This window comes from Streptomyces sp. GMY02, from assembly GCF_019056675.1.
Lineage (GTDB): Bacteria > Actinomycetota > Actinomycetes > Streptomycetales > Streptomycetaceae > Streptomyces > Streptomyces odonnellii.
The window spans coordinates 1,593,641-1,619,606 of record NZ_CP077658.1; the positions used below are offsets into that span (position 1 = coordinate 1,593,641).

Here is a 25,966-nt window from a genome sequence, read left to right on the forward strand (position 1 = left end):
CCGGCGGGGCGCCGCCGGCCGTCCCGGGGTCACTGTCAGCGGGACGTGTCAGACCACCGTGCTCCGGCGGCCCGGCAGGGACAGCGCCGTGTACAGCACCAGCGAGGCCGCGAGGCCCACCGCCCAGCCGTAGTCGGCGAGCGGCTTCAGGAAGGGGATCAGTCCGTCCTCGGGGAACGGGCCCTTCCCCGGCGCCGAGTGCGAGCCGCCCACGGCCAGCACACCGCCGACGGCGAAGGCCAGTACCGCCCGGGGGTTCCAGCCGTTCGCGTACCAGTAGCGGCCGCCCGGACGGTAGAGATCCCCGAGGTCGAGGACCGTGCGCCGGACGATCCAGTAGTCGGCGATCAGGATGCCCGCGACCGTACCGAGCAGACCGCCCACCAGTCCCAGCCAGGTGAAGATGTACAGCTCGGGGGTGGAGGTGAGTTTCCACGGCATGCACAGGACCCCGACCACGCCCGTGATGAGCGCGCCCGTACGGAAGTTGATCCGCTTGGGTACGAGATTGGCGAGGTCGTACGCGGGCGAGACCACATTGGCCGCGATGTTCACCGAGACCGTCGCGACCAGCACCGTCACCAGCGCGAAGATCAGCCCGAAGACATTGTCGGTCTTGGCGGCCAGCTCGACCGGATCCCAGACGGCCGCCCCGTACACCGCCTGCGAGCCCGAGGTCACGAACACGGACAGCAGCGCGAAGAGAGTCATCGTGGTCGGCAAACCGAGCGACTGGCCCCAGATCTGGGCGCGTTGGCCCGCGCCGAAGCGCGTGAAGTCGGGGATGTTCAGGGAGAGGGTGGACCAGAAGGCGATCATGCCCATGAGGGACGGGAAGAAGACCGGCCAGAAGTCGGCACCCCAGCCCAGCTTCGACGGCTGGTCGAGCAGCGGTCCGAGGCCGCCCGCCTTGACGCTGATCCAGACGAGCAGCACCAGCGCGCCGACGATCACAAAGGGCGCCGCCCAGTTCTCGAAGCGGCGCAGGGTGTCCATCCCCCGGTAGATGATGGCGAGTTCGAGCGCCCAGAACAGAACGAAGCAGAGCCAGAGCGTCCAGGGCTGACCGCCGATCCGCGACACCTCCGCCCAGCCGCCGAAGATCCTGTCGAGCAGTACGAAGATGCCCTGGCCGCCGATCCAGGTCTGGATCCCGAACCAGGCGCAGGCCACGGCCGCCCTGATCAGCGCGGGCAGATTGGCGCCGCGCAGCCCGAACGAGGCACGCGCCAGCACCGGGAACGGAATGCCGTACTTGGGCCCGGCGTGCCCGGTCAGCAGCATCGGGAAGAGGACGATCAGATTGGCCAGAGCGATCGTGAGGACCGCCTGCTTCCAGTCCATCCCCAGGGTGACCAGGCCGGAGGCCAGCAGCCACGAAGGGATGTTGTGCGCCATGCCGACCCAGAGCGCGGCGAAGTTGTACGTCGTCCAGCGGCGGCGGGCGACCGGGACGGGCAGCAGATCGTCATTGACGAAACGGCCGTCGTCGGGCAGCTCGCCGGGCGGCAGCTCGACGCGGCCCTGGGGATCGGCTATCGGTTCTCCTGGGGACGGGGGAGGTACGGTCGCGGTCATGGCGGCGGGACCCTTCGTTCGAGAGCGGTGATCGGGGACGTCGAACGAGGCCGTGCGGGAGACGGGTCGGGACCAGTCCGGAAAGCGGCGCCGAAGGCCGGGGCCGGCGCGGCGCGGCGGCCGGCGTCAGCTCTGGAGCGCGGGGATGATCTCGGCGCCGTACGCGTCGATCGTCGCTTCCTTCGCGTCATGCATGTTGTAGACGGCGAACTGGTCGACGCCCAGATCCCGCAGCGCCCTCAGCTTCTCGATATGCGCTTCGACGGGACCCAGCAGACAGAACCGGTCCACGATCTCGTCGGGCACGAAGTCCGTGGACGGATTCCCGGCCCGCCCGTGGTGGCTGTAGTCGTACCCCTCGCGCTGCTTGATGTACGCGGTCAGCGCCTCCGGCACCAGGCCCGAGCCCTCTCCGTACCGCGCCACAAGATCGGCGACATGGTTGCCGACCATCCCGCCGAACCAGCGGCACTGCTCACGCGCGTGCGCCAGGTCATCGCCCACATAGGCGGGGGCCGCGACACAGATCGTCACCGAGTCCGGGTCGCGCCCCGCGTCCGAGGCCGCCGTACGGACCGCCCTGACCATCCACTCGGTCAGGAACGGGTCCGCGAGCTGGAGGATGAAGCCGTCGGCCTTCTGCCCCGCCAGCGCCAGCGCCTTCGGCCCGTACGCGGCCATCCACACCGGCAGCTTTCCGTCCCGTACCCAGGGCAGCCGCAGTTGCTGCCCGTCGACGGTGGCCTCGCGGCCCTCCGCCAGATCGCGGATCGCCTCGATCGCGTCCCCCAGCCTGGCCAGGGTGGTGGGTTTGCGGCCCGCCACCCGCATCGCCGAGTCGCCGCGGCCGATCCCGCACACGGTGCGGTTGCCGTACATCTCGTTGAGCGTGGCGAAGGTGGAGGCGGTCACCTCCCAGGTCCTGGTGCCCGGATTGGTGACCATGGGCCCCACGGTCAGGGTGGTGGTGTGCTCCAGAATGCGGCTGTAGATGACGAACGGCTCCTGCCAGAGCACGGCGGAGTCGAAGGTCCAGCCGTACCGGAAGCCGTTGCGCTCGGCGCGCCGCATGAGGCCGACGACCGCCGAGGACGGCGGGTCGGTCTGGAGGACGAGTCCGAAGTCCATGGCCGGGTCACTCCTCGGGGTCGGATGAGGTTCAGGGGAGGTGCGGTACTGGGGAGGTACGGAATCGTCAGGAGAGGTACTGGCAGGTGGCGCGCGGGGTGTACTGCCCGTGTCCCGCCCGGCCGGTGAACTCCCGCCGGTCGATGACGAGTTCACCGCGCGACAGGACCGTCTCCACCTGTCCGGTGAGCTGCTTGCCCTCGTACGCGGAGTAGTCGACGTTCATGTGGTGCGTCTCGGCCGAGACGGTCTGCTCGGCGCCCGGGTCGTATATGACGATGTCGGCGTCGGCGCCCGGCGCGATGGTGCCCTTGCGGGGGTAGAGACCGAACATCCTGGCCGGGGTGGCACAGGCGATCTCGATCCACCGGCGGCGGCTCAACCTGCCCTCGACCACGGCCTGATGGAGGAGATCCATCCGGTTCTCCACTCCGGGAAGCCCGTTGGGGATCTTCGAGAAGTCGCCGCGCCCCAGCTCCTTCTGCCCGACGAAGCAGAACGGGCAGTGATCCGTGGACACCACCTGGAGATCGTTGGTACGCAGCCCCCGCCAGAGCGCGGCCTGGTGCTCCTTGGGCCGCAGCGGGGTGGAGCAGACGTATTTGGCGCCCTCGAAGTCCGGTTCGGCGAGGTTGTCGGTCGAGAGGAAGAGGTACTGCGGGCAGGTCTCGCCGAAGACCGGCAGCCCCTGGTCGCGGGCGGCGGCCAGTTCGGCGACGGCTTCCTGTGCCGAGACATGGACGACATAGAGCGGGGCGTCCGCGACCTGTGCGAGCTTGATCGCCCGGTGGGTGGCCTCGGCCTCCAGCAGGGCCTTCCGTACCTCTCCGTGGTAACGGGGGTCGGTGCGGCCGGCGGCCAGGGCCTGTTCGACCAGGACATCGATGGCGATGCCGTTCTCGGCGTGCATCATGATCAGCCCGCCGTTCTGCGCGCCGCGCTGCATCGCGCGCAGGATGCGCCCGTCGTCGCTGTAGAAGACACCGGGGTAGGCCATGAAGAGCTTGAACGAGGTGATGCCTTCCTGGACGAGGAGGTCCATCTCCTTGAGGGAGCTCTCGTTCACATCGGACATGATCATGTGGAAGGCGTAGTCGATCGCGCACTGCCCGTCGGCCTTGGCGTACCAGGCGTCGAGACCCTCGCGCAGCGCCCGGCCCGGGGACTGCACGGCGAAGTCCACGATGGTGGTGGTGCCGCCCCAGGCGGCGGCCCGGGTGCCGGTCTCGAACGTGTCGGAGGCGAAGGTGCCGCCGAACGGCAGCTCCATATGGGTGTGGGCGTCGACCCCGCCCGGAATGACGTATCTGCCGGTGGCGTCGATCGTACGGCCGGCGCTCCAGCCCTCCGCCAGGCCCGAGCCGTGCGCCGCGAGTGCGGCGATCCGGCCGTCCTCGATCAGGACATCGGCACGGATCTCGTCGGCGGCGGTGATGACGAGCCCGCCGTGGATCAGGGTGCGGGTACTGCTCATGGTGGTGCGCCCTCCCTCTGTGAACGATCGGGCTTTCGGAGCGACCGGGCTTCGAGAACGGCCCGGCTCTCACGAAGCGGTCGACGGGCCGGGCCGCGCCCTGCGGCCGGCCCCGGCCGGACCCCGGACTACGCGCCGCGCAGGGCCTGTTCGAGAATCGCGGCGCCCTCTTCCGCCTCCGCCACGGTCAGGGTGAGCGGCGGCGCGATCCGGAGCACGCTGGTGTTGTGGCCGCCGCCCTTGCCGAGCAGCAGCCCGCCCTCGCGCGCCGCCTCGAGCACGGCCGCGGCGGTCTCCGGCGCGGCTTCGCCGGTGCTGGGCCTGACGAGTTCGATACCGATCATCAGCCCCCGGCCGCGCACTTCACGTACGGTGTCGACGCAGGCGCCGATCGCGCGCAGCCGCTCGATCAGCAGTCCGCCGACCCGGCGGGCATTGCCCTGGAGGTCGTGCTCCAGTACGTACGAGAGGTTGGCGAGGCCGGCCGCCATGGTGACGGGGCTGCCGCCGAAGGTCGAAATCGAGTTGGCGTCCAGGCAGTTCATGATCTCGGCGCGCGCGACGACCCCGCCGATCGACATGCCGTTGCCGATGCCCTTCGCGAAGGTGAGCATGTCCGGCGGGCCGTTCTCGGCGTGCGCCTGCCAGCCCCAGAAGTGCTCACCGGACCTGCCCCAGCCGGTCTGCACCTCGTCGCTGATCCACAGGATGCCGTGCCGGTCGAGGACCCGGCGGAACGCCGCGTACAGCCCGTCCGGAGGGGCGGTGAAGCCGCCGACGCCCTGGATGGGTTCGGCGATCAGCGCGGCGGGCGCGCGGGTGTGCCCGAGCAGATCCTCCAGATCGGCGACGCACGCCTCGATGAACCGCTCATCGGTGAGACCCGCGTACGGACCGCGGCTGCGCACGCCGCCGTGCACGTACAGCGTCTGGAGCGGGGAGAGGCTGGTGGGCGACCAGCCGCGGTTGCCGGTGACGGAGACCGTGGAGAAGGACCGGCCGTGGTAGCTGTTGCGCATCGCCAGGATCTGGTTCGAGGCGCGGTACGCGGTCGCCAGCAGCAGCGCGGTGTCATTGGCCTCGGTGCCCGAGGTGGTGAAGAAGACCCGGGCGTCCGGGATGCCCGACAGGGCGGCGATCCGCTCGGCGAGTTCCACCATCGGACGGTTGAGATAGAGCGTGGAGGAGTGGATGATCCGTCCGGCCTGCTCGCTCACCGCCTTGGTGACCTCGGGGAGCGCGTGGGCGGTCATGGTGGTGAGGATGCCGCCGAAGAAGTCCAGATAGCGGTTGCCCTCGGAGTCCCAGACATGGCGGCCCTCGCCATGGGTGATCTCGACGGGGCGGTCGTAGTAGAGCGTCAGCCAGTCGGGGAGCACGGCGCGGTGGCGCCCGTACAGTTCGTCGGCGGGCGGCTGCGTCACGGCTTCACCAGTCCTTCGTACGCGTCGGGGCGGCGGTCCCGGTAGAACGCCCACTGCTGGCGCACCTCGTCGATCAGTCCGAAGTCCAGGTCCCTGACGAGGAGTTCCTCGGTCTTGTCGTCGGCGGTGTCGCCGACGAACTGGCCTCGCGGGTCGACGAAGTAGCTCGTTCCGTAGAAGTCGTTGTCGCCGTACTCCTCCTGGCCGACCCGGTTGATCGCCGCGATGAAGTACTCGTTGGCGACGGCCGCGGCGGGCTGTTCGAGCTGCCACAGATAGGCGGAGAGACCGCGGGAGGTGGCGGAGGGGTTGTAGACGAGCTGCGCGCCGTTCAGCCCGAGCTGGCGCCAGCCCTCGGGGAAGTGGCGGTCGTAGCAGATATAGACACCGACCCGGCCGACGGCGGTGTCGAAGACCGGCCAGCCCACATTGCCCGGCTTGAAGTAGTACTTCTCCCAGAAGCCCTTGACCTGCGGGATGTGGTGCTTGCGGTACTTGCCGAGGTACGAGCCGTCCGCGTCGATCACCGCCGCCGTGTTGTAGTAGAAGCCGGATCCCTCGATCTCGAAGACCGGAACCACGATCACCATCCCGGTCTCCCGGGCCAGCTCGCGCATTCTGCCGACGGTCGGGCCGTCGGGAACGGGCTCGGCCCAGCGGTAGTGTTCCGGCTCCTGCACCTGGCAGAAATAGGGCGCGTTGAACACTTCCTGGAACCCGATGATCTGCGCGCCCTGCCGGGCCGCCTCGCGGGCGTGCTCCTCATGTTTGGCGATCATTGACTCGGTGTCGCCGGTCCAGGTCGCCTGGACAAGTGCGGCACGTACGACTCTGGCCACGAGCTGCTCCTTCGGCGGGGCGGCGATAGCTCTACGCCCGTAGAAGCGGTGCGTAGGAGGAGAACCTAAGCCCCGTCCCACACCGGGGCAAGACCATCGTCGTTAACCCGCAGAGTCGATCAAGTTTCACACCCGAGCGGTCGACATCGCGCGGTTGTGGTCCGAACGAGGGGCACGGCGGGGTGTGACGGGCGGTGCCACAGGGGCGCGGCGAGGCTTTACGGCCAGGGTACGGCGAGCCGGTACGGAGGGGTACGGCGAGCGTCTCAGGCGCCCGCGATCCCCGCCACCCGCAGGGCGTGGACGACATCGCGCTCGCGGGCCACGGACACGTCGCGCGCGGCTTCGATGAGCTGAGGGACCAGCCGCTGCGGGTCGGGCGCGACGACCAGGACGGCGTCCTCCGGCGCGCGGGCCTGCACAAACGCGCTGAGCAGTGCTCTCGCCTCGTGCGCGCGGCCCGCGCCGCCCAGCGCGAGCACGGCGTCGGTGATCTCCTCGGCCGGGCGGGAGACACCCTGGCGCAGAAGCTGGCGGCAGTCCTCGTCACGGCCTGCCGCGGACAGCGCGCCCGCGGCGGCGGCGAGCTGGGCGGGCGGCAGGAAGGCGGCTTCCCAGAGCAGCTCGGCCCAGTCGGCGCCGAGTCCGGCGCGGTGCAGTTCGTCGGCGAGCAGCGGAAGCTGTCCGGGCGGGCGGCCCGCGGCTTCGCAGAGCACGACATGCGCCTCTCCGCTGCGGCCGCCGGCGCGCAGCGCCGCCAGGGTCCTGACCAGTTCGGCGGCGGCCCGCAGATCCTCGGCGGAGGGTTCCGGCGGGGCCTCGGCCGGGGTCTCGGCGACGGGCGCGCCGCCGAAGCGGGCGCCGCGCGGGGTGGCGGGGGCGGCGGGCGGCGGTACGGGCAGCGCGGGCGCGGGGACGGCCTCCTCGGCCTCCTCCTCGACTTCGAGTCCGGCGAAGCGGGCGCCGCGTGGCTTGCGCTTGGGCGCGGACGCGCGCTTCTTCTCCGTGGCGCCCTTGGGGTCCTTCGCCTGCTTCGCCTCTGTCGTGGCGGCGGGGGCCGGGGCCGGTGTCCCGGCCGGGGCTCCGGTGCGCCGCCCCTCGTCGGCCCACTGGGGAACGTCCGTCGTACGGCCGTCTCCTGACGCCCCGTCAGCGGGAGCTTCGCGGTCGAGGACGGAAGACTCCTCCGCGCGGAACCACCCCTCCGGCGCCATCGGGCGCGGCGTCGGTGTGGGGCGCCCCGGCGTGGTCAACGATGTGAGCCTGGCGCGGAGTTCGGCGACGCGGGCCGTCGCACGGGCGTGGTCGTCGCGTATCCAGGCCAGTTCATGGCTGAGCTGCCGCGTGTGCGGGGCGTCCTGGGGAGCCGTACGGAGCAGCCGCCCCAGTTCCTCGGCCCGGCCCGCCAAGTAGGCCTGCTCGCGCAGCATCAACTGAAGCCGCTCGGAGAGTGCTTCGGCGCCGCCGGCCAGCCGGTCGTACGCCGCGGCCGAGGCCGCGTGCAGCCGTCGCGCCCGCGCGGTCTCGCGTGCCGCGTCCTGGGGGTCGCGCCCCGCCGCGTAGTCCTGGAGCAGCGAGTCGACGACGTCCCAGGGCGGGATCTCCGTACCCTCGAAGCAGGCGCGCAGGCCTTCGGGATCACGCTCGCGGAAGACCCCGTACCAGCCGTCGGCCGGATCCAGGAGCGAGCCGAGATCCCGTAAGTACCTCGCGAACGCCCCGATCTCCGCCGGGAGTTGATGCACCGCCATCGCTGCCCCGTCCCTGCCTTTGCCGAAGGGAACCTTTCGGTCCGCTGCATTCGACCTCAGTCGTGTTACAGGACGGCTACAGACTGTTTTCCGGGACGGTGCGGACCACTCGCTGCGACGATGCCGCGTGGGCTCAGAACGTGACAGCGATACCGATCTGGGGACGATCCTTGCCCCGCGCCAGCCTGGCGGGCCAGTCGATCGTCCAGAACCGCCAGGTGTACTTGCGGGAGAGCATCCCCCGGATCCGCTCGGTGGCGGACTCGTCGAGCAGCCGTGCCGTGCCCTCGGCGGTCGGCGCGCCCTCGGCGATCCGTCCGCGTACGTCGCACACCGCCACGACGACACGGCTGTTGTTACGGATCCGCTTGACCTTGCCGGTGTTCGTCCTGGTCCAGACGAACAGTTCGCCGCCCTCCACCGCGTGCCAGACGGGTGTGGCGACAGCCGTGCCGTCCTTGCGGTAGGTGGTGAGGCTGATGTAGCGGCTGGGGGCTATCTCGTCCAGAGTCGTCACGGGCGGGAGCCTACGCCGTCGCGGGATCGCCCCGGTAGCCCCCTCCGTCACTCCTCCACCAGCTCTCAGGCGGCCGGCGACGGGAGGGCGACAGGCGCGCGAACAGACGGCGAGGGCCGGTCCGCGCGCCGTCAGACCGGCACCGGTACGCAGTTCGCGGCGATCTCGTCCATGGACAGTCCGAGCGCGCCCGCCAGCGCCGCCACGGTGAAGAACGCCGGGGTCGGGGCGCGGCCCGTCTCGATCTTGCGCAGGGTCTCGGCGGAGACTCCGGCGACCGCCGCGACCTCCACCATGCTGCGCGTGCCACGCGCCTCGCGGAGCAGACGGCCGAGCTGCTCGCCGCGCTCGCGCTCCTGGGGGGTGAGGGGAGTCCGTACCATTCCGTCATTCTAATACCGCGGCGCAAGCGTGCCCCGACCCATGACGACCGGTATAGTTATTGGAATGGTGGAGATCAAAACCGATGCGTCCCTCGATGCCATGCGTGCCGCGGGCCGGGTCGTGGCCCAGGCGCTGACCGCGGTACGCGAGGCCGCGGCCGTGGGGGTCACACTGCGCTCCCTCGACGAGACGGCGCGCGCCGTGCTGCGCGAGGCCGGGGCCGGCTCGCCCTTCCTCGACTATCACCCCGCCTGGGCGCCCATGCCCTTCCCCGCCGTCATCTGCGCGTCCGTGAACGACGCGATCGTGCACGGCATCCCGGACTCGACCCGGCTGCACGACGGCGATCTGGTGAGCATCGACTGCGGCGCGGTGCTCGACGGCTGGGTGGGCGACGCGGCGGTCAGCTTCACGGTGGGCCGCGCCCGCCCCGACGACCTGCGGCTGATCGACACGGCGAACGCGGCGCTGGAGGCGGGGATCGCGGCGGCCGTCGTCGGCAATCGCATCGGCGACATCGCCCATGCGGTCGGACGGGTCTGCCGCTCGGCGGGCTACGGCATCCCGGACGGCTTCGGCGGCCACGGGGTGGGCCGCTCGATGCACGAGGACCCGGGGGTGCCGAACGAGGGGCGGGCGGGACGCGGTCTGCCGCTGCGCCACGGGATGGTGCTGGCGATCGAGCCGATGCTGATCGGCAGCGGTACGGACCGGCACTTCACGGCCCGGGACGGCTGGACGATCCGCACCCTGGACTCCAGCCGGGCGTCCCACGCGGAGCACACGGTCGCGATCACGGACGACGGCCCGAGGATCCTGACGGCGCTCTGAACGCAAGGCCCGGGGCCTCAGGTGGCGGAACGCCGGGGACCAGGTGGCGGAAGGAAGGCCGGGATCAGATGGCGGAAGGCCCGCGACCGGGTGACGGGAAGCCGGAATCAGGTGGCGAATGCCCCGGGATCAGATGGCAGCAAGCCCGGGACCAAGTGGCGGAAGGCCCGGGTGAGGCCCCGGGCCCAGGCGCCGGACGGGGCCCGGCAGGGCAGGGCCCAAGGTCCGACCGGCTGTGGGGCGGTCAGGTCGTGCGCCGGACTGGTTGCGGGCCGGGCTGCCCGTCCCGCAACCAGTCCGGCGCACAAGGACTCACGTCAGCGCTTGCCGCCCGACGGCTGCACCACCATCGCCGAGCCTCCGCCCCTGCGGACCTTCTCCGCCGCCGCCAGCCAGCGGCCGTCCGGCAGCCGCTGCACCCCGGTCGCCGCGCCGATCTCCGGGTTCTGGGTGAACACGTGCCCCAGCGCCTCCAGTTGCGCGCGCACCGGGCTGTTCCACAGCCCCGGCTCCAGCTCCGTCGCCGCCCCGTTCCGCTGGCTGGCGCGCGGCGCCGCGATCGCGTCGCCCAGCGGCAGCCCCCGGTCCAGATGCCCGGTCAGGGTCTGGAGCACGGTGGTGATGATGGTCGCGCCGCCCGGCGAGCCGAGCGCCAGCACCGGCCGGTCGCGCGCGTCGAGCACGATCGTCGGGGAGATGGACGAGCGGGGGCGCTTGCCGGGCCCCGGCAGATTCGGGTCGTGGACCGCCGGGTTCGCCGGGGCGAAGGAGAAGTCCGTCAGCTCGTTGTTGAGCAGGAAGCCGCGCCCCGGCACGGTGATCGCGCTGCCGCCCGTCGACTCGATCGTCAGCGTGTACGCGACGACATTGCCCCACTTGTCCGCCGCCGTGAGATGCGTGGTGTTCTCGCCCTCGTACGTCGTCGGCGCCGCGGTCCCGCGGGCCGCGCACGGCGTGGGATGCCGCGGATCGGCGGGCGCGAGCGGGCTCTTGAGGACCGCGTCGTCCTTGATCAGGCAGGCGCGCGAGTCCGCGAACCGCTGCGACAGCAGCTCCTTGACCGGTACGTCCTCGAAGGCCGGGTCGCCGACCCAGCGGCCCCGGTCGGCAAACGCGATCCGGCTCGCCTCGATGAACCGGTGCAGATAGCCCGCCTCGCTCGCCCGCGAGAGGTTCGTGCCCTCAAGGATGTTGAGCGCCTCGCCGACGCTCGTACCGCCGGAGGACGACGGCGCGATGCCGTACACGTCGAGACCGCGGTACGAGACCTTCGTCGGTACCTGCCGCTTGGTCCGGTACGCGGCCAGGTCCCGGGTGGTGAGGTCGCCGGAGCGTACGACCCGGGTCGAGGCGGGGTCGACGGGCGGCTTGCGGACCGTACGGACGATGTCCTCGGCCAGCTTGCCGTGGTAGAGCGCGTCGGTGCCCCTGCGCCCCAGTTCCTCGTACGTACGGGCCAGATCGGGGTTCTTGAAGACCGAGCCGACGACGGGCAACTGGCCGCCGGGCAGGAAGAGCCGGGCCGAGGCCGGGAAGTCCGCGAACCGCGCCTGGTTGGCCTGGGTCTGCGAGCGGAAGGTCTCGTCGACGGTGAAGCCGTTCTTCGCCAGCCGCTCCGCGGGCTTGAGGAGCTGCCCGAGCGGCCTGCTCCCCCACGCGTCGAGCGTGGTGTCCCAGGTGGCGGGGGTCCCGGGCGTGCCGACGCTCCGGCCGCTGGTGACCGCGTCGGCGAACGGGATCGGCTTGCCGTCCTCCAGGAAGAGCGAGCTGTCGGCGGACTTCGGCGCGGTCTCGCGGCCGTCGATGGTCCGTACCGTACGGGACTTGGCGTCGTAGTAGACGAAGTAGCCGCCCCCGCCGATGCCCGCGGAGTACGGCTCGGTGACGCCGAGGGCGGCGGCGGTGGCCACCGCGGCGTCCACCGCGTTGCCGCCCTGCCTGAGCACCTCGATCCCGGCGGCCGAGGCGTCCGCGTCCACGCTGGCGACCGCTCCCCCGTACCCCGCCGCCACCGGCGTCTTCACGGGCGTCCTCGCCGTGCTCGGTCCCGGCCCCGCCGAGACCGAGGACGGCGGTGCGGGCGCACAGGCCGAGAGCAGGGCAGCGGTGGTGACGGCCAGAACCGAGACATTCCACGCGGCGGAGCGACGCATCCGTACCTCCAGTCAAGAACTGTCGGGGCAGCGTAACTTCAGCACCCCCGCGCCGTCAGGACCGTCTCGAACGATGTTCGTGTGGTGCCTATACGATGCGCGCCCATGACTGACGACATACGCAACATCGTGCTGGGCGTGGTCGCCGTGGGCGTCGGCGCCGTTCTGGGCTGGATCGTCCGTACCTCCCTGTGGCGCCGCGGGCTCCGCCGCAAGCAGGCGTTCTTCGGGCTGCCGAAGAACTCGGAGTGCCTGCTGGTCGTCAATCGCGAGGCGGGCGGTGACGGTGCGGTGCACCGCCACGACGTCTTCGCGCTGCTGGAACTGGCCGCCCTGATCAAGGACTGCGGCGCGCACGCCGAGATCGTCCAGCACGACACCGCGCGCCAGGGGTTCGGCGAGCGTACGGAAATCTGCCTGGGCGGCCCCGCCTCCAACCGTCGTATGGCAGCTCATCTCGCCTCGCTGCTGCCCGGCGTCACGGTGACCACCGACCCCGAGCCCAAGGCCGACCGGAACGCCTTCCGGATCGGCACCGAGCGCTATCCCGCCGAGCCGGGTGTCGCGGAGCATGTGCTGCTGGCGCGGCTGACCGCCGGGGAGGGGGCGCGGCCCGTCTTCCTCTTCTGCGGCCAGCGCGCCATCACCAACCAGGCCGCCTCCCGCTATCTGGCCCGCCATCACGAGCGGCTGGCCCGCAAGTACGGCGACTCCTCGTTCTGCCTGCTGCTGAAGGTGGTCAACTCGCAGGCGTACGGGCCTGATGTGGTGGAACTGGTCGCCGACGTGACCCGCGCGGCCCGGGAGCCCGCCGTCTGAGCCGGTGGGCGCACCACGAGAGCAGCATGCACATCCCGATGTAGACCGGCGAGATCACCATCACCACCGGGATGAAGGGCACGTCGTAGTCGAGATTCGAGGCGATGAGCTTTCCGGCGTGGAGGAACTCCTCGTAGGTGATCAGATAGCCGAGCGAGGTGTCCTTGAGGGCGACCACGAGCTGGCTGATGATCGTGGGCAGTATCGCGCGGACCGCCTGCGGCACCAGGACGTACGTCATGACCTGCGTCTTGCGCAGGCCGAGGGCGTACGCGGCCTCCCGCTGCCCGCGCTCCACCGAGTTGACCCCGGTACGGAACACCTCGGCGAGCACGGAGCCGTTGTACAGCGTCAGTCCCGCCACCAGCGCAGGCAGGGCGCGCACCTGGAGCGCCACGAAGATGAAGAAGATCATCACCAGCACGGGCATGGCGCGGAAGAACTCGACCACGGCGGTGGCGAGCCAGCGTACGGGCCGGTGCTCGGACAGCCGGCCGCAGGCGAGGACCCCGCCGAGGACGAGCGAGAGCACCGCGGCACAGGCGAAGGCCAGCAGGGTGTTGGCGAGTCCGCGCAGCAACAGCTCCTGGATGCCCCGGTATTCGAAGGGCCGCCACTTGACGGCGGTGAACTGCCCGGTGGCGAAGAGGAGCTGGACCACCCAGGCGAGCAGCGCGACGATCGCGGCCGTCGCCGCGAAACCGTACAGCCGGTGGCGTCGGCGCGCCTTGGGGCCGGGGATGTCGTAGAGAGCCGTCGACTCGGCCGACACCGGCCGCACCGTACCCACGGGGCTCACCGGACCAGTCCCCAGCGCTTCTCCAGCACATTGAACAGCGCGCTGATGGCCAGCGTGATGACCAGATAGCCGGCCGCGATCCATACGAAGGTCCAGATGATGCTGAAGCCCCTCTCATTGAGGGTTTTGTAGGTGCCGAGCAGTTCCGTGACACTGAACGCCCCGGCGATCGCGGAGTTCTTGGCGAGGGCGATCAGCGTCGAGCCGATGGGCGGGATGACCGTACGGAACGCCTGCGGCAGGATCACCGCGCCCAGGGTCTGGCCGAAGGTCATCCCGAGACCGCGGGCCGCCTCGCCCTGTCCCTTCGGCACGGTGCCGATGCCCGAGCGCAGCACCTCGCAGATGAACGCCGAGGTGTAGCAGCCGAGCGCGAGGACCGCGAAGAGCTGGAAGGGCAGTACGAGCCCGAAGCGCGGCAGGCCCAGCAGGACCGCGAAGAAGAGCAGGGTCAGCGGGGTGTTGCGGAGCACGGTCACCCATACGGTGCCGACCGCCCGGAGCGACCGTACGGGCGCCACCCGGCAGGAGGCCATCAGGAACCCGAGGGCCAGCGCGAGCAGCGAGGCGTAGACCGTCAGCTCGACCGTGCCGAGGAAGCCCTCGCCGTAGAGGGAGAAGTTCTCGGTGAGTACGTCCATGTTCGGCAGCCTCACTTCGCCGGGTAGCGGTCGATGGGCGGGGGCGGCGCCGGCGCGCGGCCGGACAGACCGAGGGTCGCGTCGTACGCCCTGCGCCAGTCGCCGTTCTGCTCGCGCGCCGCGATGGCGTCGTCGAGCGCGAACCGCAGGGCGGTGTCGCCGCGCGGGACACCGATGCCGTACGGCTCCTTCGAGAAGGGCCTGCCGACCACCTTCAGCGCGTCGGGCACCTTGGCGGCGTAGCCCATCAGAATGGTGTCGTCGGTGGTGACGGCGTCGACCTGAAAGGTCAGCAGATTGTCCACGCAGACCGAGTACGTGTCGTACGAGACGAGTTCGGCACGCGGGTAGTCGTCCTTGATCCGCTGGTACGGGGTGGAGCCCGGGGCCGAGCAGACGCGTTTGCCGTCGAGGTCGCGCGGGCCTCCGATGCCGTGTTCACCGGTCCGTACGAGGAGGGACTGGCCGGCCAGATAGTAGGGACCGGCGAAGCCGACGAGCTTCTTGCGGTTGGCGTTGATGGTGTAGGTGCCGACGTAGTAGTCGATCTGCCCGTTCTGCAGAGCCGTTTCACGGTTCGCGGAGGCGATCGTACGGAAGCGGATCCCGTCCGGGGCGAAGCCGAGGGAGGCCGCGGTCATTTTCGCGATCTCGATGTCGAAGCCGGAGTAGACACCCGTGGCGGGGTCCTTCTCGCCCACGTACGGCTGGTCCTCCTTGGCGCCGACGACCAGATGCCCGCGCCGCTTCGCGGCGGACCAGGTGGGCGAGGCGGGGAGCCGGAAGGCGGGGTCGACCTGGTAGCGGGGCAGTGAGCCGGGGGCGGGCCCCTTGACCGGCGGGCTGCCGGCCTTGCCGCAGCCGGCGCCGGAAGCGGCGGCCAGAAGCACGAGCGGGGCGAGCGCCAGTGCCGTCAGGGTTCGTTTCGTATGCGTACGCGTGCGCGTGTCGACGGCCATCTGCGGCGTCAGGCCTCCGCCGCCTCCGCGTACACCTGGGACAGCTCGGGCGCGCCGTTCACCGCCCAGTCGAGACCGGCCTCGACCACCTGGAGCTCGCGCCCCGACGCCAGCCGCACCACCGGGTGGCCGCCCGGCCAGATGTGCCAGACCGCGCCGGGGACGGTACGGACGATCACCGTGCCGAGATAGAGCCCCGCGTCATTGCCCAGCCAGGGCAGCTCCTCGGGGTCGTCGCGCCAGCGCGGCGGCAACTGGTCGAGCGCCTCCAACGAGGCCGGGGAGTCGTCCAGTTGGAGCCCCTCCCGCCCCGCCCGGACACGGAGCAGCTCGCACTCGGAGAGCAGCTCGGCCACCCCCTCCGGCTCACCGCGGACGGCGGCGGCGAGCGAGGTGCCGCGATCACCGCCGTGCCGCTTGCGCCAGTTGTCCAGAAAAGGAATGTTCATACCGCTCAGAGTGCCACTCCCCCCGCCGGTCCACCATGGGGCACGCGGGGAGGCAGCGCCTGGATGGCTGCCAGGGGGTGTCTTGTCTAGATGTCGAGGTCGACGACGACCGGGGCGTGGTCCGAGGCGCCCTTGCCCTTGCGCTCCTCCCGGTCGACATAGCTGTCCTTGACGGCCGCCGCGAACGGCCCGTTGCCGTAGACCAGGTCGATGCGCATGCCCTTGTTCTTGGGAAAGCCCAGCTCGCGGTAGTCCCAGTAGGTGTACGGGTGGTCGTACTTGAGCGGGCGGGGCACCACGTCCGAGAGCCCCTCCTCGCGCAGGGCCGCCAGCGCGGCGCGCTCGGCCGGGGTGACATGGGTGGCACCCTCGAAGCGCGAGATGTCCCAGACGTCGTCGTCGGCCGGCGCGACATTGAAGTCGCCGAGGACCGCGAACGGGCGCGCGCCCGCCGTGTCGTCCGCGACCGCCTTCCGCAGCGCCTCGAACCAGCGCAGCTTGTACGCGTAGTGGTCATGGCCGACCTCGCGACCGTTGGGCACATAGACCGACCAGAGGCGGACCGGGCCGCAGGTCGCGGAGATGGCGCGCGGCTCCTCCACGCCCTCGTACTGGGGCCCCTCGGGCAGGCCCCTGACGACATCCGACAGCCCGGCCCGGGAGATCAGCGCCACTCCGTTCCACCGCCCGTCCGCGTGAACCGCGGACTCGTATCCCAGCTCACGCAGCGGGTCGGCGGGGAACTGCTCCGCGGTGCACTTGGTCTCCTGGACGCACAGCACATCCGTGCCGCTGCTCTCCAGCCAGGCCAGCAGCCGGGGCAGCCGAGCGGTGATCGAATTGACATTCCAGGTCGCGATGCGCATGCGGACAGCCTATCGGCGGGGTCGGACAGTCGGCGTCCGGCCGGATCGGCGGAGCCCGTGGGGCCCGCCACGCCGAAGGCCGGATCCCCGCCAGGTCCCGTCAGATCTCGGCGGAGCCGCCCGGTGTGAGCCTGGTGTGGTCGGCGCCGCTCAGATTGGTGAGATGGGTGTCGTAGATGGGCCGGGCCAGGTCGGTCAGCAGCGCGTCATGGATGTCGTACGTACGCAGCGGTTTGACCTCCCGTACGTACTCGATCACCTCGGCGATCTTGTTCCAGGGCGCCATGACGGGGAGCATCAGCGTCTCGACCGGCTCGTCGGGCACGGTGAGCGCGTCGCCGGGGTGGAAGACCGAGCCGTCCACGAGGAAGCCGACATTGGTGATGCGCGGGATCTCCGGATGGATCACGGCATGCAGCTCGCCGTGCACCCGTACCTCGAATCCGGCCGCCGTGAAGTGATCACCGTGGCCGACGGTGTGCACCCGGCCGGGGAAAGCGGCGGAGACCCGCTCGGCGACGCTGCGCAGCGTCCACAGCTCGGCCGCCGGATTGGCCTCCAGGGCCGCGCGCAGCCGGCCCTCCTCGAAGTGGTCGGGGTGCTCATGGGTGATGAGGACGGCGTCCGCGCCGACGGCGGCGTCCTCCTCGGTGAAGACGCCGGGGTCGATGACCAGGGTGTGGCCGTCCTTCTCCAGCCGGACGCAGGAGTGCTTCTTCTTGATGAGCTTCACCGGTGACCGCCTCTTCTCTGGTCTCTGGGTGGATGTCTCTGGGCTCCTTACGCCATCGTCCTACGCCTCGGGTCTGGTCTCCTCCTGGATCACGGTCCGCGCCACCCGGAACGCCGTGTTCGCGGCCGGAACCCCGCAGTAGACGGCCGACTGGAGCAGTACTTCCTTGATCTCGGCGGGGGTGAGGCCGTTGCGCAGGGCGGCCCGGGTGTGGAAGGCCAGCTCCTCCATGTGTCCGCCGGCGACCAGCGCGGTCAGGGTGACCGCGCTACGGGTGCGCCGGTCCAGGCCCTCCCTGGTCCACACCTCGCCCCAGGCATAGCGGGTGATCAGCTCCTGGAAGTCGCCGGCGAAGTCGTCCGCGCCGGCCATGGCCCGGTCCACATGGGCGTCCCCGAGGACCTGGCGGCGCACCCGCATGCCCGCCTCGTACGGATCCGGCCGCGCGGCGGAGACGGCCTGGGGCTGCTCGGCGGGGGCGGCCTCGGCGACCGGCCCGGCCGGCGCGGTGGCGGCGGGCTGGACCATCCGGTCGGGCAGCACGGTCAGACCGGTGGAGGTGTCGGACGGGTTGTACCAGGCGGTGGAGAAGTGGTGGACGAGCAGATCGGTCACGGCGGCGGGCTGCTCGACGGGCGCGAGATGGGAGGCGCCGGGCACCAGCGCGAGCCGGGCGTCCGGTATCCCCGCGACCAGGGTGCGTGCCTCGGCCGGTCCTGTGACCTTGTCCTCCGCGCCGACGAGGACCAGTGTCGGTACGGCGATACGGCCCAGCTCGGCGCGGATGTCGAAAGCGGCGAGCGCCTCGCAGGCGGCTATGTAGCAGCCGGGGTCGGTGGTACGGACCATCTGGACGGCCCATTCGACGATGGCCGGCTGGGCGGCGGCGAAGTGACCGGTGAACCAGCGCTCGGGCGCGGTACGTGCCATCGGGTCGAGACCGTTGGCCCGTACGATCACGCCGCGCTGGCGGAACTCGTCGGCCGTGCCGAAGCGGGGCGAGGCGGCCACCACCGCGAGCGAGGCGATCCGGTCGGGCCTGCGCAGCGCCAGCTCGGCTCCGACGGCGCCGCCGATGGAGCAGCCGACGTATCCGAAGCGCTGCACCCCGAGCCCGTCGAGCGTGGCCAGCAGCCGTTCCGCCAGCTCGGGAATGCTGGTGGCGGGGTGCGCGGGCGCGCCGCCGTGGCCCGGCAGGTCGTAACGGATCACCCGCCACTGACGGGCCAGCTCGGGCACCTGCCGGTCCCACATATGCCAGGTGGTGCCGAGGGAAGGCCCGAGGACCAGGACGGGGGCGTCCTCCGGGCCGTCCATGCGGTATTGCAGGGTCTTGGTCATCGTCTCACTCACCCGCTCACGCTCCCATATCTCACAATTCCGCACGGGAGGGGGTCGGGATACCGGTACGGCGACTCGCGCGTGCATCGTACAAGCGGCCCCGCCGAGAGCGGTCGGCAGCGCGATCCACGACGGCGGCGCGTAGTGGGCGAGCATCCGTGTCGGCCTCAGCGGGCGTGTGCGAGTTCCAGGAACCGGTGCAGGTCGTGGGCGGCTTCCAGGGCGCACAGGCTGCTGGCCGCCAGCAGCGCCGCGGCGGCGACAAGCAGCAGAGGCGGGCTCTGGGGCGGGGGCGCGAGGAGGGCGGCGACGCGGCGCGGCACGAAGCCCGGGGCGGTACGGCGGCCCAGCACGCCGAGCGCGGCGGCGGGAAGGCGTCCTCCGCCCCGGCTGCGTTTGGCGGCGACAGCGGCCCGCGCGACGGTCTCGGCGACCGCGCGACGGTCGCCGGTGCTGTGCGCGGCGTGCTCGTCGGCCCAGCGTTCGACGGTGTAGGCAACGGTGTCGGCCAGCGGCCGCAGCAGGGGGTTGGCGGCGGCGGAGAGCTGCGCGAGGGAGACGAACGCGTAGTGGTGGTGGTCGAGGTGAGCGCGTTCGTGGACGAGGAGGATTTCGTGTCCGGCGGCATCGAGCGCGTCCAGCATGCCGTGGGAGATGACGATACGGCCGGGCAGGCCCGGCATGGCGTAGGCGTCAGCAGCGGGGTCGTCGGTGACGACAACGCGGCCGGGGCCGGGCAGACAGGCGGCCTCCAGGGCCGCGGACCACAGGGCTCCGGCCCGGCGTGCGGCCATGCGGACGGCGGCGAGGACCGCGAGAGCGAGCAGGACGGCGCCCGCGAGAGCGGCGGGCCACGCGGCAGGGTCCTGACGGTCGATCACCTCTGGCGAATAGCCCTTGAGGGCGGCGACGAGCGGGATACGGACCAGGCCGGCCAACGCGAGCAGGCCCAGCACCACGGTGCTGGAAGCGGCGAGGACCAGACCGGCGGCGGTCAGCAGCCAGGTCGCGAGGCGCGGCTCCAGCCGACGGGCCAGCGGGCCGGCGCTCAGGCCCGCCAGGGCGGGGAAGAGCAGCGGCAGGTAGACGGCCAGATGCATGGCTGACGGCGGCTCTCTACTCCTCGGCGCCCAGCAGGCGGCGCAGCAGATCCTCGTCGTCGTCGGAGAGTTCGCCGACGAAGCGGGTCAGGACCGACGCGCGGTCGCTTCCGCCTTCCATGACCTGATGCATGTGCCTGGCGGTCAGCCCTGACTCGTCGGTGACGGGGGTGTAGGCGTAGCCGCGTCCCCGCGGGGTGCGCTCCAGTATTCCGCGGGTGTGGAGGCGGGCCAGGGTGGTGGCCACCGTGGTGTGGCCGAGGGGCGCGGCCAGTCGTTCGACCACCTCGCCGGGGGTGAGCGCCTGGCCGGCGGCGTGCAGCAGGGCCAGGATCTCGGCCTCCAGGGCGCCGTTCGCCCGCCGTCTGCCGCCGGACCCGGGGAGCCGTTCGTGGGCGCCCATGGTCGACCTCCGTCCACGCGTCGTCTACAGTCGCCAGTAACTTCTATTCGCGAATAGAAGTTACTGTGTCATCCAGTGTTCCGCGACTCCCGGCTTCGCCGCCGCGCCGACCTGTACCGACAGGATGCCTCATGCGCGGTGGGCGCGGCGGCGGCAGGGCAGCAGTGGGGACGTCCGCGCACTGCCCGCCGCCGCCGGAGGGCCGGCGCCGTCCAACCGACCGAAGGTGAAAGCACGTGAGCGCGATCAGTGTGGGAGAGGCCGTTGTCCTGGGCGTCGTGGAGGGGGTGACGGAGTTCCTGCCGGTCTCGTCCACCGGCCATCTGAAAATCACCGAAGGGCTGATGGGCATCCCGGTGGACGACAAGGCCGTGGTCGCGTTCACCGCGGTGATCCAGGTCGGGGCGATCGCGGCCGTACTGCTGTACTTCTTCAAGGACATCGTGCGGATCGTGACGGCCTGGGGACGGGGACTGACCAACCGCGAGGAGCGGTACCACCACGACTACAAGTTCGCCTGGTGGGTCATCTACGCCACCGTCCCGATCGTGGCCGTCGGACTCGCCGCCAAGCCGCTGATCGAGGGCCCGCTGGCCTCGCTGTGGGTGGTGGCCGGATCGCTGATCGTCGGGAGCGGCCTCATGTGGGCGGCCGACCAGATGGGCCGGCACAAGCGCGGCGAGGACGACGTCTCCGTCAAGGACGCCATGCTCGTCGGCTCCTCACAGATCCTCGCCCTGCTCTTCCCCGGCTTCTCCCGCTCGGGCGCCACCATGTCCACCGGCCTCATCCTCGACCTCGAACGGGTGGCCGCCACCCGGCTGTCCTTCTTCCTCGGCATCCCCGCACTGACCGGCGCCGGCCTGTACGAGCTGAAGGACGCCCTCGGCACCGGCGTGGACGCCCTCCCGCTCATCGTCGGCACCGCCGTGTCCTTCGCGGTCGCCTACGCGTCGATCGCGTGGCTGCTCAAGTTCGTCGCCAGACACTCCTTCAACGCGTTCGTCCTCTACCGGATCATCATCGGCGTGCTCCTGTTCGGCCTGCTGGGAACCGGTGTTCTGCACGCCTGACAGCCGCGCCGCACCGCGTCGAACTCCTTTCAGCGGTAGCCGAGACCAGCGCCGACGCCGCTCGTCGTGACGTGCCGCGTCCGGCCCAGGGCGGCCAGCCGCCACAGGGACGTGATGTGCAGTGTGAACAGCAGCGGGACGGCGGCCGTGGGGATCAGGGCGAGCGGCAGTTGGGTGATCGCCTGTGTGGACGGTGTCACGTCGAGGACGTGATTGCCGATGAGGATCGCCAGGCTCAGCGCCGCGACGAGATCGATCATGCCCAGCACATTGAACCGCACCGCGGTACGGCGGCCGGTGCCCTTCGCGATACGGCGGGCGACGAAGGGCGCGGCGAGCCCGGTCGCGATGTCGCCCAGTCCGGCAGGCAGGGCGAACAGCGCGGGCAGATGGCCGAGGGCCATCATGATCAGGAATACCACCCCGACCACTCGGAACGTGTGCGGCAGTTCAAGGCGGCTGAGCATCCCGGGGGCGGCGAGAGCACGAGCCACCACGGGAATTCGGGTGGCGGCCAGCAGAACGACCAGCACGGCGGCAAAGGTGATCGGCAGCCCGGGAAGCCGCCCGGGTCTGTTGAGGTACCAGCCGTTCGCGGCGATCACCCCGCTGGCCGTGAACCAGCCACCGAGCAGCACTGCCGAGCCCACACCGAGCCCGACCGCACGGCGCCAGCCGAGACCGGCTCGCTCGGCGCCTCGATAGAGCACGAGGCCGGCCGTCCCGACCAACCCGGCTGTCCCGGCGAGAGTGAGTACCCAGACGTAGAAGGGCACGTCAATCATCGCGACCACCTCGTTTCCGTACCTGATTGATGGGTTCTGCCCGAGTCATCGGACCGCGGCCTCTCGGTGGCCGGTGGTGTCGGCCAGGTGGGCCGCGTCGTCCGGTTCGGGCTGCTGCGGGGGCTGGGCGGGCAGGAAGGCGCCCGCGAGCAGCGCGCCGGCGACCGCGACGAGTCCGGCTACGACGCAGCCCAGACTGAGTCCGTCGTGGAAGGCGTCGCTCGCGGCCTGATGCACGGCCTGGGCCATGGCGGGCCGGCCGGCGGCGAACTGGCTGGAGACACCGAACGCCGCTCCGACGGACTGATGGGCGAGGTCGGTCAACGCGGACGGCAGGGGTGGCAGGGCGCTGGTGAGCCGTGAGTCGTACAGCGTGGCGTAGACACTGCCGATGACCGCGACACCGAGGGTTCCGCCGAGCAGTCGGGTGGAGTCATTGATGGCGGACCCGACGCCGGCCTTGTCGGCTGCGACCGCTCCCATGATGGACTCGGTCGCGGGCGCGGAGGTCAGGCCCATGCCCAGGCCGTAGACAACCATCTGGACGGCGATGATTTCGTAGCCGAGCGTCGGGCTGAGGGTGCCGGCGACCCAGAAGTAGAAGATCGCCTGGAGGGCCAAGCCGGCGGTGACGATCGCCTTGGTGCCGACGCGGACCGCCAGCCGCGTACCGAGGGTCGATCCCACGGCGACGGAGATCGCGACCGGCAGCAGGTGGACACCGGTGGAGAGAGCGCTGTAGCCGCGGATGAACTGGAAGTACTGCGTGATCAGGAAGATGAATCCGAGCAGAGTGAAGAACGCGATGGTGACCGCGGCGCTGGCGGCGCTGAAGCGCATGTCCTTGAAGAGCCGCACGTCGAGCATCGGCTCGTCGGCGCGGCGCTCGCTGACGATGAACGCGATCAGCAGGATCACGGAGCCGACGAAACCGGCGAGCGACGTCGCGGAAGCCCAGCCGTTGTTCGGGGCCTCGATGATGGTGTAGACGAGCAGTCCCATGAATCCGCCGGACAGCACCAGGCCCAGGTAGTCCAGGCGGTGCGGGGCGGGATTCCGCTCCTTGGGTACGAACAGGGCCACCAGCGCGATGACGGCCAGGGACACCGGGCCGAGGACGTAGAAGGTGCTCGCCCAACTGTAGTGCTGGAGCAGGAAGCCGCCCACGATCGGCCCCAGCGCGATGGCGACACCGGCCGTGGCGCCCCACAGACCGATGGACAGCGCCCGCTCCTTGCGGCTGGTGAAGGCGCCGGTGAGCAGTGCGAGTGTGCCCGGGAAGGTCATCGCGGCTCCCAGGCCCATCACGGCCCGGGCCGCGATCAGCTCCCCAGGCGAGTTCGCGTACCCGCCGACGAAGCCGGCCACGCCGAACACCAGCAGCCCGGCCATGAGCATGCCCTTGCGGCCGAAGCGGTCGGACAGGCTCCCCGAGGTCAGCAACAGGGCTGCGAACACAAGGTTGTAGGCGTCCACGACCCACTGGAGCTCGGCGGTGGAGGTGTCCAGCTCAAGCGACAGGGTCGGTAGCGCCACGTTGACGAGCGTGGTGTCGAGGTTGATCACGAACGACGCCGTGAGGAGGGCAATGAGCATCAGTGGTTTCGATGACGTACGAGTCATGGTGGAAGATTACACCTGGCTGGTTGATTTTCTATACCAACCACTTTAGCTCTTGCCGTACGCTGGGCGCATGCGGAGCTATGGCCAGTACTGCTCGATCGCCCGGGCCCTCGACGTGGTGGGGGACCGCTGGACGCTGCTGATCGCCCGCGAGCTGCTGTTGCAAGGCCCGTGCCGGTTCACCGACCTCAAGAACGGGCTGCCGGGTATCGCGGCGAATCTGCTGTCGGCCCGCCTCAAGGAACTTGAGTCCGCTGGGCTGCTGAGCCGTGAGGACGCGCCGCCGCCGATCGCCACCGTCCTCTATCGGCTGACCGAGTCCGGTCTGGAACTGGAACCGGTCCTGAAGGCGCTCGGCTTGTGGGGACTTCGGTTCATGGCCGAAGAACGGCCGGACGACGCGTTCCAGGCACGGTGGCTGGCCTACGCCCCGGAATGGTTCACCACCGACGACGAGCCGGACGCCCCGCCCGCGGTCATTCAGCTCATCGCGTCCGACGAGTTGGCCGTCGTCGAGCTGCGAAACGGCCAGGTGCACACCCGGCTCGGCCGCGCCACCGACCCGGACCTCGTCCTGGAAGGACCGCCCCGTGCCGTCCTCGGCCTGCTCAGCGGCCTGATCGATCTCGAACGCGCCGGTCAGCTCGGTCTGTCCACCACCGGCCGACGGGACCTGCTCACCCGCCTCCGCCCGGTCGCCCGGGACCGAACACACACCCACGACGAGGTCCCCGGATAAGCGTCCGCGCCAACCCGTCGGCACAAGCCGTTTCACCGGCCCCGGCGGGCGGGACGGGTCAGGCGCAGTGCAGCAGGAGCATGAATCCGAAGTCCATGTGGAGCTGCTGATGGCAGTGGAACAGGGACAGCCCCGGCTGGTCCGCGGTGAAGTCGAAGTCGAGGGTCTGGTAGCCGCCGAGCATGACGACGTCCTTGCGCAGGCCATTGGTGGGCGTGCCGGCGATGTGGGTGACCTCGAAGGTGTGGCGGTGCAGATGGAGGGGGTGGATGTCGTCGGTGGCGTTACGGAACCGCATCCGGTAGCGCCTGCCCCGCTCCACCTCGATCACGGGCTTGTTGGTGTCCATGGAGAAGGGCACGCCGTTGAGGGTCCAGATGTTGAATCCCTTGTCGGCCGCGTTGCGCTTCTCGACCAGCAGGTCCATGGTGCGGTCGGGCCGCTGAGCGGTGGCACCGGCGCGGGCGAAGGTCCGGTAGTCCCAGGTGGATTTCGGCGGTGCGGTCCATCGCGCGGACCCGGTGCGGCCGGCGTACTCGACCACGGTGCCCATACCGTTCTTGCGGTCGTCGTCGTCCAGGTCGCCCAGCACCCACACGCCCGGGTGGTCCATCTCCACCAGGGCCGAGACGCGTTCGGCGGTGCCGATCCACAGCACGGGCACGTTCGCCGGGCGGGGTACGGGGTTGCCGTCGAGGGCGACCACCTTGAAGGTGTGGCCGGGCAGGGCGAGGCTGCGGATCTCGGTGGCGCTGGCGTTCAGGACGTGGAAGAGCACACGCTGCCCGGACTTGACCCTGACCGGCTCGCCGTGGCCCAGTTTGCGGCCGTTGACACTGAAGACCCGGTAGCCGACCTCGTAGCCGTGCGGCATGCCCCGGGCCAGCGAGTCGGCCATCGCCTTCTCACCCCTGCGTTTCAGCTCCGGCACCTCGGCACCCGCGAGAAAGTCCTGGGCCATGTCGCCGCCGTGGCTGAGCGAGGGATCGAACTCCTTCAGCGTCAGGAAGACCTCTTGGTCGTAGGACCCCGGATCGAGTTTCGGCTCGATGTAGAGGGGACCCACCTGACCGGTGTACGTGCTCCGGTTCAGGTCACCGAGCGCCGCCACATGGGTGTGGTAGAAGCGGAAACCGGACGGTCCGGGCGTGAAGGACTGGCGCCGCATGCCGTGCGCGGGAATGAACGGGGTGCCCTCCTCCGAAGCCCCGTCCACCTCCGCCGGAACCACCTGGCCGTGCCAGTGCAACAGCTCTGGAATGGCGGTGTCGTTGTGGATGTCGACCACGACCGGACGGCCTTCGGTGAGCCGCAGCAGCGGACCGGGGAACTGTCCGTTGTAGGTCGTGGTGGAGACGACCGTGCCCGGCGCGAGCTCGACCCGCCCGGTCGCGATCCGCACCGTGTAGTCCGCCTTGCGCGACGCACCGGGTCGCGCGGCCGGCTCCGTTGAACCGCAGGACGAGACCAGACCGGCGCCACCCCCGGCCAGCAGGACCGAGCCCCCCAGCTTCAGGACGTCACGACGGTCGATCGGCATGGCTCGTTCCCTTCCCG

At 70.7% G+C, this 25,966-nt stretch carries 25 protein-coding genes; 4 read left to right on the forward strand and 21 right to left on the reverse strand.

The annotated features are described in order from the left end of the window. Window positions 1-48: 48 nt before the first annotated feature. From KQY30_RS06650 to KQY30_RS06685, 8 genes are all read right to left on the reverse strand, one after another. Complete coding sequence (locus KQY30_RS06650) at window positions 49-1,578, reverse strand: NCS1 family nucleobase:cation symporter-1 (RefSeq protein WP_217306025.1); 1,530 nt, start codon at window positions 1,576-1,578, stop codon at window positions 49-51. Between the two features lie 126 nt (window positions 1,579-1,704). Continuing rightward, complete coding sequence (locus KQY30_RS06655; protein ID WP_217306026.1) at window positions 1,705-2,706, reverse strand: TIGR03842 family LLM class F420-dependent oxidoreductase; 1,002 nt, start codon at window positions 2,704-2,706, stop codon at window positions 1,705-1,707. Between the two features lie 67 nt (window positions 2,707-2,773). Further along, window positions 2,774-4,180: a dihydropyrimidinase gene (gene hydA / locus KQY30_RS06660; protein WP_217306028.1), complete on the reverse strand. Its 1,407-nt coding sequence runs from the start codon at window positions 4,178-4,180 to the stop codon at window positions 2,774-2,776. Between the two features lie 128 nt (window positions 4,181-4,308). Then, window positions 4,309-5,604: an aspartate aminotransferase family protein gene (locus KQY30_RS06665; RefSeq protein WP_254406982.1), complete on the reverse strand. Its 1,296-nt coding sequence runs from the start codon at window positions 5,602-5,604 to the stop codon at window positions 4,309-4,311. Continuing rightward, entirely contained in the window at window positions 5,601-6,443 is an 843-nt protein-coding gene (locus tag KQY30_RS06670; protein WP_217306029.1) for a nitrilase-related carbon-nitrogen hydrolase, read from the reverse strand. The genes KQY30_RS06665 and KQY30_RS06670 overlap by 4 nt, the downstream gene beginning before the upstream one ends. Before the next feature lie 266 nt (window positions 6,444-6,709). Next, entirely contained in the window at window positions 6,710-8,194 is a 1,485-nt protein-coding gene (locus tag KQY30_RS06675; protein WP_217306031.1) for a hypothetical protein, read from the reverse strand. Window positions 8,195-8,327: 133 nt separating this feature from the next. Then, the gene (locus KQY30_RS06680; RefSeq protein ID WP_217306032.1) at window positions 8,328-8,711 is read right to left on the reverse strand and encodes a PPOX class F420-dependent oxidoreductase; all 384 of its coding nucleotides are present in this window, start codon (window positions 8,709-8,711) and stop codon (window positions 8,328-8,330) included. 131 nt (window positions 8,712-8,842) lie between these two features. Then, window positions 8,843-9,094: a helix-turn-helix domain-containing protein gene (locus tag KQY30_RS06685; RefSeq protein WP_046509271.1), complete on the reverse strand. Its 252-nt coding sequence runs from the start codon at window positions 9,092-9,094 to the stop codon at window positions 8,843-8,845. 64 nt (window positions 9,095-9,158) lie between these two features. Here KQY30_RS06685 and map point away from each other — a divergent pair, with 64 nt between their 5' ends. Continuing rightward, entirely contained in the window at window positions 9,159-9,926 is a 768-nt protein-coding gene (map, locus tag KQY30_RS06690) for a type I methionyl aminopeptidase (protein WP_217306033.1), read from the forward strand. A 317-nt stretch (window positions 9,927-10,243) separates the two neighbouring features. Here map and ggt read toward each other — a convergent pair whose 3' ends face one another. Beyond that, on the reverse strand, window positions 10,244-12,079 hold the full coding sequence (gene ggt / locus KQY30_RS06695) for a gamma-glutamyltransferase (RefSeq protein ID WP_217306034.1): 1,836 nt from the start codon (window positions 12,077-12,079) through the stop codon (window positions 10,244-10,246). Between the two features lie 105 nt (window positions 12,080-12,184). On the opposite strand from ggt, the gene KQY30_RS06700 reads away from it, so the two are divergent. Next, window positions 12,185-12,898, forward strand: a complete 714-nt coding sequence (locus tag KQY30_RS06700) for a hypothetical protein (protein ID WP_217306035.1) — start codon at window positions 12,185-12,187, stop codon at window positions 12,896-12,898. On the opposite strand, the gene KQY30_RS06705 is transcribed toward KQY30_RS06700, so the two are convergent. The 9 genes from KQY30_RS06705 to KQY30_RS06745 form a co-directional block, all read right to left on the reverse strand. After that, window positions 12,819-13,670, reverse strand: a complete 852-nt coding sequence (locus tag KQY30_RS06705) for an amino acid ABC transporter permease (RefSeq protein ID WP_254406983.1) — start codon at window positions 13,668-13,670, stop codon at window positions 12,819-12,821. The genes KQY30_RS06700 and KQY30_RS06705 overlap by 80 nt on opposite strands. A 23-nt stretch (window positions 13,671-13,693) precedes the next feature. Next, the gene (locus KQY30_RS06710) at window positions 13,694-14,338 is read right to left on the reverse strand and encodes an amino acid ABC transporter permease (protein ID WP_217306037.1); all 645 of its coding nucleotides are present in this window, start codon (window positions 14,336-14,338) and stop codon (window positions 13,694-13,696) included. A gap of 11 nt (window positions 14,339-14,349) precedes the next feature. Beyond that, window positions 14,350-15,297, reverse strand: coding sequence for a glutamate ABC transporter substrate-binding protein (locus KQY30_RS06715; RefSeq protein WP_217306038.1), 948 nt, complete (start codon window positions 15,295-15,297; stop codon window positions 14,350-14,352). Between the two features lie 8 nt (window positions 15,298-15,305). After that, entirely contained in the window at window positions 15,306-15,746 is a 441-nt protein-coding gene (locus KQY30_RS06720; RefSeq protein ID WP_046502235.1) for a DUF6278 family protein, read from the reverse strand. 86 nt (window positions 15,747-15,832) lie between these two features. Further along, a complete protein-coding gene (locus KQY30_RS06725) occupies window positions 15,833-16,612 on the reverse strand; it encodes an exodeoxyribonuclease III (protein WP_217306039.1) in 780 nt (259 codons plus the stop codon). A 100-nt stretch (window positions 16,613-16,712) separates the two neighbouring features. Beyond that, window positions 16,713-17,345, reverse strand: coding sequence for an MBL fold metallo-hydrolase (locus tag KQY30_RS06730; RefSeq protein ID WP_217306040.1), 633 nt, complete (start codon window positions 17,343-17,345; stop codon window positions 16,713-16,715). Between the two features lie 60 nt (window positions 17,346-17,405). After that, the gene (gene pcaC, locus KQY30_RS06735; protein ID WP_217306042.1) at window positions 17,406-18,698 is read right to left on the reverse strand and encodes a 4-carboxymuconolactone decarboxylase; all 1,293 of its coding nucleotides are present in this window, start codon (window positions 18,696-18,698) and stop codon (window positions 17,406-17,408) included. A gap of 155 nt (window positions 18,699-18,853) precedes the next feature. Next, the gene (locus KQY30_RS06740) at window positions 18,854-19,786 is read right to left on the reverse strand and encodes a M56 family metallopeptidase (protein ID WP_217306043.1); all 933 of its coding nucleotides are present in this window, start codon (window positions 19,784-19,786) and stop codon (window positions 18,854-18,856) included. A gap of 16 nt (window positions 19,787-19,802) precedes the next feature. Next, the gene (locus KQY30_RS06745; protein WP_217306044.1) at window positions 19,803-20,189 is read right to left on the reverse strand and encodes a BlaI/MecI/CopY family transcriptional regulator; all 387 of its coding nucleotides are present in this window, start codon (window positions 20,187-20,189) and stop codon (window positions 19,803-19,805) included. A 236-nt stretch (window positions 20,190-20,425) separates the two neighbouring features. Between KQY30_RS06745 and KQY30_RS06750 the strand changes: the two genes are divergently transcribed. Beyond that, window positions 20,426-21,262 carry an undecaprenyl-diphosphate phosphatase gene (locus KQY30_RS06750; protein ID WP_217306046.1) on the forward strand — a complete coding sequence of 279 codons (837 nt, stop codon included), beginning with the start codon at window positions 20,426-20,428 and terminating at the stop codon, window positions 21,260-21,262. A 29-nt stretch (window positions 21,263-21,291) separates the two neighbouring features. On the opposite strand, the gene KQY30_RS06755 is transcribed toward KQY30_RS06750, so the two are convergent. Continuing rightward, the gene (locus KQY30_RS06755) at window positions 21,292-22,047 is read right to left on the reverse strand and encodes a hypothetical protein (RefSeq protein ID WP_217306047.1); all 756 of its coding nucleotides are present in this window, start codon (window positions 22,045-22,047) and stop codon (window positions 21,292-21,294) included. Window positions 22,048-22,092: 45 nt separating this feature from the next. After that, entirely contained in the window at window positions 22,093-23,670 is a 1,578-nt protein-coding gene (locus KQY30_RS06760; protein ID WP_254406984.1) for a DHA2 family efflux MFS transporter permease subunit, read from the reverse strand. 70 nt (window positions 23,671-23,740) lie between these two features. Here KQY30_RS06760 and KQY30_RS06765 point away from each other — a divergent pair, with 70 nt between their 5' ends. Next, window positions 23,741-24,409 carry a winged helix-turn-helix transcriptional regulator gene (locus tag KQY30_RS06765; RefSeq protein WP_217306048.1) on the forward strand — a complete coding sequence of 223 codons (669 nt, stop codon included), beginning with the start codon at window positions 23,741-23,743 and terminating at the stop codon, window positions 24,407-24,409. A gap of 58 nt (window positions 24,410-24,467) precedes the next feature. On the opposite strand, the gene KQY30_RS06770 is transcribed toward KQY30_RS06765, so the two are convergent. Next, window positions 24,468-25,949, reverse strand: a complete 1,482-nt coding sequence (locus KQY30_RS06770; RefSeq protein ID WP_217306049.1) for a multicopper oxidase family protein — start codon at window positions 25,947-25,949, stop codon at window positions 24,468-24,470. Between the last annotated feature and the right edge of the window lie 17 nt (window positions 25,950-25,966).